Source organism: Moraxella sp. CTOTU48268 (assembly GCF_032069585.1).
In the GTDB taxonomy this organism is placed as follows: domain Bacteria; phylum Pseudomonadota; class Gammaproteobacteria; order Pseudomonadales; family Moraxellaceae; genus Faucicola; species Faucicola cinerea.
In genome coordinates this window covers 1-7,771 of sequence record NZ_DAMALV010000051.1, presented here as the reverse complement: position 1 = coordinate 7,771, position 7,771 = coordinate 1, and the positions used below count along the sequence as shown (strand labels likewise).

The window sequence follows — 7,771 nt, the reverse complement described above, 5'->3', positions numbered from 1 at the left end:
TAAGTCGCCTATTTAATTGAATTAAAAAACTGAAGAAAAAAGGATGTTTCTATGACCAGTCTTACCAGCCAAGCGGCGAATCAATTGGCCAATTTTTCTGCCACTGACGACGATAATATTGTCATTTTGACCATTCAACAATCTCGCAAAATGAATGTGCTTGATGAGCATTTTAGCAATGATTTAGAAAAAATCGCTCAAAGTTTTATTGAAGACAAAGACAGCAAAGGGCTTATCATCACCAGCGATAAAGATAGCTTTATCGTGGGTGCCGATATCGACCAATTTGCCAATATCCAATCCCCCAAGCAAGCTTTTGATTTTGTGGAACATTTCAAAAAGGTGTTACGCAGCCTTGAAACCTGCGGTAAACCTGTCGTCGCTGCATTAACCGGCACTGCCTTAGGTGGCGGGCTTGAAGTGGCGTTGGGCTGTCATTATCGCATTGCCGTTGACCAACCGAATGCCAAATATGGCCTGCCTGAAGTCAAGTTGGGCTTATTACCTGGGGGCGGTGGTACGCAGCGTTTAATGCGTCTTGTCGGTATGCAAAAAGCGTTAGAGTTGATGACACAAGGCACTAAGCTTACCACCCAAGCCGCTCATCAGCTTGGCATTATCGATGCGGTAGTTACTGATAAAACGGCACTGATTGAACAAGCCAAACAGTGGATTCATGAGCACCCAACCGCTCAGCAGCCTTGGGATGCCAAAGGCTTTAAAATCCCTCAAGGTAACGCCTTAACCCCGCAAAATGCCCAAATGCTGAGCATTGCCCCTGCGATGGCAAATCAAAAATCGCATGGCAACTACCCTGCCATTACCCACATTTTATCCTGTGTGTTTGAAGGTAGCTTAGTGGACATCGATACTGGTCTGGCGCTTGAGTCCCGCTATTTTGTCGCCTGTGCCATGTCACAAGTGTCAAAAAACATGATTGGCACGCTTTGGCACCAACTCAACAGCATCAACAAGGGCCAATCTCGTCCAAAATCTATCCTGCCATACCAAACCAAAAAAGTCGGTGTGTTGGGCGCAGGGATGATGGGTGCAGGTATTGCCTATGTCTCTGCCAAGGCAGGCATTGACGTGGTATTGCTAGATACCACGATGGAAAATGCGGATAAAGGCAAAACGTATTCAGAAAACTTGCTGGATAAAGCGATTGCCAAAGGCAGAAGCAATGATAGCAAAAAACAATCCTTACTGGACAAAATTCAAACCACCACGGATTATGCAGATTTAGCGGATTGTGACTTGGTGATTGAAGCGGTGTTTGAAGACCGTGATATTAAAGCCAAGTGTACCCAGCAAACAGAAGCAGTCACCGCTAGCGATGCGATTTTTGCGTCAAATACCTCAACCTTGCCAATTACCGGTTTAGCCAAAGCGAGTGGCCGTCCTAAGCAATTTATCGGGTTACACTTTTTCTCACCTGTCGATAAAATGCCGCTTGTGGAAATCATTATGGGCGAGCAAACCGATGAAACTACGTTAGCCAAAGCCTTTGACTATGTGTTACAAATTGGCAAAACGCCGATTGTGGTCAATGATAGCCGTGGTTTTTATACGTCTCGCGTGTTTGCCACCTATATCACCGAAGGCTCTGCCATGCTCTCTGAGGGCGTCCATCCCCGATTGATTGAGGTAGCTGGTATCAAATCAGGTATGCCAGTCGGACCGCTGGCACTGCAAGACGAGGTGTCTTTAGGTCTGATGCTGCATATTAATGAGCAAACCAAAAAAGACTTACAAAAAGAAGGCAAAGAAATGCCGCATCACCCCGCCGATAACGTGGTCGAACTGATGGGCAAAACCCACGGGCGTTTGGGTAAAAAAGTCGGCAAAGGGTTTTATGACTACCCAGAGGGAGGTGAAAAACAACTGTGGTCAGGGCTATCAAACTTATTCCCTGTCGCAGACACGCAGCCTACTCAGCAAGAGCTTATTGACCGCTTTATGTTTATCCAAGCCAATGAAACCGCTCGTTGTTATGAAGAAAACGTGATTAATTCAATCGCAGATGCCAATATCGGCTCTATCTTTGGCTGGGGATTTGCCCCGCATCATGGGGGTACCTTGCAGTTTATTAATGCCTATGGCGTTGATAATTTTGTCGCACGCAGTCAACAACTTGCCGAGCGTTATGGCGAGCGCTTTGCCCCTGCCCAAGTTTTAGTAGCTATGGCAAAGGCGCATAAGGAGTTTGTTAATGAATGACGCCATAGCTGCACTGGGTATAGCTGACTGCTTAACAGGGCTAAAAGTTATTGACTTATCACGCAACTTGCCGGGTCCATTTGCCACACGACTGCTCGCTGATTTGGGGGCAGATGTGATCAAATATGAACCTAAGCCAGGTGACCCTGCCCGGGCGTTGGGCAATTTGTTTGATGCTTTAAATCATGGCAAAGCTTGTCACAAAATGGACTTCAAACACCCCGATGATATTGCTAAGCTTAAAAGCGCAATTGCCACTGCTGATGTGATGATTGATAGTTTCCGCCCCAACGTATTAGAAGGCATGGGACTTTCGCCACAGGCACTGCTTGCGGAAAACCCAAAGCTGGTGATTGTTTCCATCACTGGCTATGGTACGACGCCCAACTGGGCGGATAAAGCCGGGCACGATATCAACTTTATGGCAATGAGTGGCGTACTTGACCAACTCAAAACCGCATCGGGTGAACAAGCCATGCCCAATGTGCAATTTGCCGACTTGGCTGGCGGGAGTGACACAGCGGTCATCGCTTTATTAGCGGCCGTTGTCAATGCCAAGCTAACTGGCAAAGGTCGCCATATCATCATCAGCATGACCCATAGTTTATACAACCATTTGGTGATGCCAAAAGCGACGGGGAAATTTGTCAAAGCATTAACCCAGGTAACACCGACGCCTGAGCAGGATTTTTTAGGCGGCGTGCTGCCATGTTACCGGCTATATCAGACACAAGACGGTCGTTATATGGCAGTCGGCTCGCTTGAGCTAAAGTTTTGGCAAGGCTTGTGTCAAGCGTTAGATGTTAATGAACATGCGGCTAGCCATTGGCAAATGGGCGTACTGCCTACTCATCCGCAGAGCCAAGCCGCTGCCAAGGCTATCGCCCAAAAATTTGCATCGCAGCCACTTAGCCACTGGCAGCACTACTTTACCCAATTTGATGTGTGCGTGACGCCTATTTTAACCTTGGCAGAAGCCGCCTGTCATGAACTATTTGCTAATCAAGATGAGTATGGTAATGTTAAGCCTTGGTGTGATAATGATTGCAACTAGGCTATTCATTTGCGTCACTATCAACTCAAGGCACAGTAATTGATAGTCATCAAAAAGCGCGGCAATACGCGCACCCTAATAGGCCCATGGAAAAAACCTTTTCAAGGGCCTATTAGCCTATTTTCTAAGGACAGAAAAAGGATAACAACATGGAAAATTTTTGGACAAAATTTTATGACCCTGCCACCGCCGCACACATTCCCGCTTTAACAGATCAATCGTTAATAGAATTTTTTGATGATCGTTTAACGGCCTTTGCCTCACGAGAATTCACCAGCAATATGGAGCGAGCGATCAACTACAAAGAAGTGGATAACGTTGCACGCCTTGTCAGCCGCTGGCTACAAGCCCAATCCTTGGGCCCAAATGCCAGTGTCGCTATCATGCTGCCTAACGTACAAGCGTATTTACCGGTCATGATAGGTGCGATTCGCTCAGGGTATGTTTTGACGCCGATTAATCCGCTACATACAGCTCGTGAATTAGAGTTTCAGTTGATTGATGCCAATACTGAAGTTATTTTTATTTTAGAAAATTTTGCTCACACTTTACAAAAAATCATTGATAAAACCCCAGTGAAAAAAGTCGTGATTATCCGTTTAGGGGACTTGTTAGGATTAAAGGGTAAAATAGTCGATATCGCTGTAAAATATGTCAAGAAAATGGTAGAGCCTTACCAAATTGACCAAAAGTATCAGCCATTACGATTGGGTCAAGTGATGAAAATCGCTAAATCCATGCCTTACCAACAGCCATCCAAATCACTTGATGATGTTGCCTTTATCCAATACACCGGCGGCACCACTGGCAGACCCAAAGGCATCTTGCTGACCCATCGAAATATTTTGACAGCAGTTGAGCAATATTATCAGTGGTTTTTGCCGGTACTCAACCAACAAAAAAATGTCGAACAAGTATTCCATAGTATCCTAGCGTTGCCGCTATATCATATCTTTGCCTTTATCTTTTCCATGTTAGGCATGAAATCTGGCATGCGCATGACCTTGGTGACCAACCCTAAAGACATTGCCGGTTTTATCAAAATATTATCTGCTAAGCCGTTTCATATTCTTCCTGGGGTTAATACCTTGTTTCAGGCATTAGTTAACCACCCCGATTTTAAAAATGTTGATACCCGTGAACTAAAATTATCAATCGCCGGCGGTATGGCAGCCACCCCCGCCACGGCCAAAGCTTGGCTTGAGCTCACTGGCTGCCCATTAATAGAAGGATGGGGCATGTCCGAAACTATTGGTGCAGGCACGTGTAACCCCCTCACCAATCATGAGTACACTGGCGATATTGGCCTACCTTTACCGAGTATCGATATCAAAATCTGTGATGATGTGGGCAACGAAGTGTCGTTAGGCGAAGTGGGTGAAATCTGTATCAAAGGTGATAATGTGACTATAGGTTATCATAACATTGACAACACCGATTATTTCTTACCTGAAGGCCATTTAAAGACAGGCGACATTGGGATGATGATGCAAAACGGGCATATCAAATTAATGGATCGCAAAAAAGATATGCTGATCGTCAGTGGCTTTAATGTCTATCCAACCGAAATTGAAGCGGTGCTGTTAAATCACCCGAAAGTCCAAGAATGTGCCGTGATTGGCGTTGAAGATGCGCTTCAAGGGCAATCGGTTAAAGCCTATATTGTCAAATCAGATGACAGTTTGACGATAGATGAGCTTAAAGCCTTTAGTCATGAGCAATTAACCGGGTATAAACGACCACGTCAATATACGTTTATTGAGCAATTACCCAAAACCGCGGTTGGCAAAATTCAAAAAACTGAACTGCGATTACTTGAGAAAAATAGTAAATAATGGTGTCAGCCCAGGGAATGGTCAGATGTTTACCTTTCAACCCTCGAAAAACCACGTAAACCCTTGATATCACTGCAATAAAAAAGCCCCAATCAATCGACTGGGGCTTTTGGAATATGGTAGGCATAATCTGACTCGAACAGACGAGAACCTTTAAGTTAAATTACCCCAAATTGCATGTTAGCAAAATCTATTAGATATAGGACTTACGCAAAAGCAAAATTTTTTGCGTAAGTCCTAATATACAAGTTACGGTTTAAATCAATACGATAGTTTATTGCTGAAATGAGAAAGCCGTTACTGGGGATTCTCAGTAACGGCTTACAAGTTCAATAAAAACAGGTGTTTTGACTAAATTGTCGGCTCAATCTTTTCCCCATCTTCTTTGATAAAGGTTTTGGTTAAGGGCGTATCAATCAAATCTAGTACAACTTCGGAAGGACGGCACAGCTTAACGCCTTTATCACTCACAACGATTGGACGATTGATTAGAAGTGGGTCAGCTAACATAGCTTGAATAAGGTCATCATCAGTCAAACTAAGGTTATCTAGCCTACGTTCAGCGTAAGGCGGCACATTTACACGCAGTAATTGTCTTGGGGTAATACCCATTTTGGTAATTAAATCACGCAGGGTTGTTTCATCAGGTGGGTTATCCAAATAATGAATAACAGAAGGCTCAATGCCTTGATGTTTGATAAGAGCAAGCGTGTTGCGTGATGTGCCACAGTTAGGGTTGTGGTAAATTGTGATATTTTGCATACTTGTTCCTTTTTAAGTTTTAAAATTATTGAATTATTGGCAACCAAATTGCCAATGCAACCAATGTAGCCACCAATACAGGCAAGGTTAAAATAATACCGACTTTAATATAATAGCCCCAACTCACCGTAATATTTTTACTGGCTAAAACGTGCAACCATAATAAAGTAGCGAGTGAGCCAATCGGGGTAATTTTCGTGCCTAAATCACAGCCTATTACATTGGCATAAATCATGGCTTGCTTTATCATGGGGTCATGGATAGTCGCCTCATCAATCGCTAAAGCTTGAATTAGCACCGTCGGCATATTATTCATTACAGATGAAAGCCCTGCCGATAATAACCCTGTTCCTACTGTAGCTGTCATCATGCCATGATTAGCGAGTTGGCTTAACTCATGAGCTAAATAGTCGGTCAGCCCTGCATTTTTTAAGCCATACACCACCAAATACATGCCCAATGAAAATATCACCACTTGCCACGGGGCATTTTTGACAATCGGCAGCACCGTTATTTTTTTACCCATTTTCGCTACCACAAGCAACACCAACGCGCCAACCCCTGCAATGAAGCTAATGGGTACACCTATAGGCTCAAGCACAAAAAAACCCAACAAAAGTAACGCCAACACCACCCAACCCATGATAAAGGTATTTTTATCCACGATAGCCGATTGTGAGCTTTCGATTAAATCCAACGCATAAACCGTAGGAATGTCTTTATGATAAAACCCATACAATACCAATAATGAGGTGACAACCGCTACCACGTTTACTGGTATCATCACTTTGGCATAATCGGTAAAAGGGATTTTAAAAAAGTCAGCCGACACAATATTTACCAAATTAGACACCACGAGCGGAATACTGGCGGTATCAGCGATAAATCCTGCTGTCATAATAAAAGCAAGGGTAGTCGCAGGGGAAAAGCGTAACGTGGTTAAAATCGCAATCACAATGGGTGTTAATATCAAAGCCACACCATCATTGGCAAACAATGCCGATACCACCGCCCCAAGTAGCACAATAAACGCAAACAACCGATTACCGCTACCTTTTGCTAATCTTGCAACGTGCAAGGCGATATAGCGGAAAAAGCCTGCTTCATCAAGTAACAGACTAATAATGATAATAGCAATAAAGGCAAAGGTAGCGTTCCAAACAATATTCCACACTACAGGAATATCAGCAACCGTTATTACCCCTAATAGCAAGGCTATGCCAGCCCCGATACTGGCCGTCCAACCGATGCCCAAGCCTTTAGGTTGCCATATTACAAATATCAAAGTCACTAGAAAAATGAGTAATGCGGTAATCATTGACTGCCTATAGAAACCTGTTAAAATTGAGCTATACTATAATCTATATATTTGGATATGTAAATATATGAATAAAACAGACTTTCTCAAGGCGTTAGGCGACCCCACCAGATTAAAAATTGTGCAACTACTTAATCAGAAGCAAGCGTTATGCGTGTGTGACATCATCAGCGAGTTAGACCAACCACAGCCAACTATCTCACGGCATTTAAACCAATTAAAGCAAATCGGTATTTTAGAAAGTGAGCGTAAAGGCACTTGGATTTGGTATTCGATTAGTCAAGAGTTACCAAGTTGGGGCAAAGCGGTAATTGGTGCATTGGAATTAAATTAAAGGCGTTTCCTCGCTTAATTCAAAATACCTCTCCATAGGTGTTTTCCCTTCAAAGCTGAATGTGGTCTTAGCCAATTAAGGCTATGTCTGAGCTGTTTTATTTTGGAGGAGAGTTACAGCCAACGATGGCGTCATCATTGTTTCAATCCATGATAAGACATTTTCCCATAATGGTTGGGCGCTGGCTCTAAAATTCTTCTGATACAATTGGGTCATCAAAAAAATAATGCGGATATTTGCACCATTGT

Annotated in this window: 6 protein-coding genes; 4 read left to right on the top strand and 2 right to left on the bottom strand. The window is 43.6% G+C overall.

Going from position 1 to position 7,771, the window contains the following annotated elements; all coding sequences use genetic code 11:
- The first annotated feature begins 51 nt into the window (after positions 1–51).
- The 3 genes from RT143_RS11510 (at position 52) to RT143_RS11500 (ending at position 5,109) form a co-directional block, all read left to right on the top strand.
- Positions 52–2,220 (top strand): 3-hydroxyacyl-CoA dehydrogenase NAD-binding domain-containing protein, encoded by a 2,169-nt coding sequence (locus RT143_RS11510; RefSeq protein ID WP_313093177.1) that lies wholly within the window; start codon positions 52–54, stop codon positions 2,218–2,220.
- Positions 2,213–3,274 (top strand): CaiB/BaiF CoA transferase family protein, encoded by a 1,062-nt coding sequence (locus RT143_RS11505; protein ID WP_313093175.1) that lies wholly within the window; start codon positions 2,213–2,215, stop codon positions 3,272–3,274. The genes RT143_RS11510 and RT143_RS11505 overlap by 8 nt, the downstream gene beginning before the upstream one ends.
- A 149-nt stretch (positions 3,275–3,423) precedes the next feature.
- A complete protein-coding gene (locus tag RT143_RS11500; protein ID WP_313093173.1) occupies positions 3,424–5,109 on the top strand; it encodes an AMP-binding protein in 1,686 nt (561 codons plus the stop codon).
- Between the two features lie 351 nt (positions 5,110–5,460).
- On the opposite strand, the gene arsC is transcribed toward RT143_RS11500, so the two are convergent.
- Both arsC and RT143_RS11490 read right to left on the bottom strand, forming a co-directional pair.
- Complete coding sequence (gene arsC, locus RT143_RS11495; RefSeq protein ID WP_313093171.1) at positions 5,461–5,871, bottom strand: arsenate reductase (glutaredoxin); 411 nt, start codon at positions 5,869–5,871, stop codon at positions 5,461–5,463.
- 25 nt (positions 5,872–5,896) lie between these two features.
- Positions 5,897–7,189, bottom strand: a complete 1,293-nt coding sequence (locus tag RT143_RS11490) for an arsenic transporter (protein ID WP_065262572.1) — start codon at positions 7,187–7,189, stop codon at positions 5,897–5,899.
- A 67-nt stretch (positions 7,190–7,256) separates the two neighbouring features.
- Here RT143_RS11490 and RT143_RS11485 point away from each other — a divergent pair, with 67 nt between their 5' ends.
- Entirely contained in the window at positions 7,257–7,523 is a 267-nt protein-coding gene (locus tag RT143_RS11485; protein WP_313093170.1) for an ArsR/SmtB family transcription factor, read from the top strand.
- The last annotated feature ends 248 nt before the right edge of the window (positions 7,524–7,771 follow it).